This window comes from Vibrio sp. 10N.222.46.A1, from assembly GCF_041473595.1.
Lineage (GTDB): Bacteria > Pseudomonadota > Gammaproteobacteria > Enterobacterales > Vibrionaceae > Vibrio > Vibrio tasmaniensis_A.
The window spans coordinates 1-597 of the sequence record NZ_JBFRSN010000594.1 but is presented as its reverse complement, the minus strand read 5'-3'; the positions used below and the strand labels follow the sequence as shown (position 1 = coordinate 597).

Genomic DNA, 597 nt, shown 5'->3' with positions numbered 1-597 from the left:
CACGTACTTTCTGTACGAACTCAACAAGGTGCTCTGAGTAGCCGTTAGCGATATCGATACAGATAAATACAAACTCTTCGCTAAGAGCCATGATCTTCTTAACTTTCTCGAACTCAGCTTCAGATGTACCTGTTGATACAAATACGTTGTTCAGTGTTTTCTTGTCTGCTGTTTTAGCGAACTCAGCCCACTGCTCTACTGTGTAGTGCTTGTGTACTGCAGTCATAACACCGTGCTCTGCTAGAGCAGCTGCCATTTCAAAGCTTGCTACCGAATCCATGTTCGCTGCAATTACTGGAGTACCAGACCATTGACGACCGCTATGCTTGAATGTAAAATCGCGGGTTAATTCAACTTGAGAACGGCTTTTAAGGGTAGAACGCTTCGGACGGAAGAGTACATCTTTGAAACCTAACTTAAGTTCTTGTTCGATACGCATGGTGTTTTCCTTGATTCATAAAATTATGTGCCTCTCGCGAAATGCGTAGTAAAACCGTTGGCAGACGAGTTTACTTTTCTTCGGACACAAAAAAACCGGAGCGTTGGCAGACGCTCCGGTTTTCAGCATTATAGGTCGTGATTTAGTAACAGCAAGTC

The 597-nt window shown here is 43.7% G+C and carries 1 protein-coding gene; it reads right to left on the bottom strand.

Annotated elements, in window-relative coordinates; genetic code table 11:
- A partial coding sequence (locus tag AB4496_RS16630) for an IMP dehydrogenase (protein ID WP_372131402.1) occupies nucleotides 1-439 on the bottom strand: 439 nt, incomplete at its 3' end.
- Between the last annotated feature and the right edge of the window lie 158 nt (nucleotides 440-597).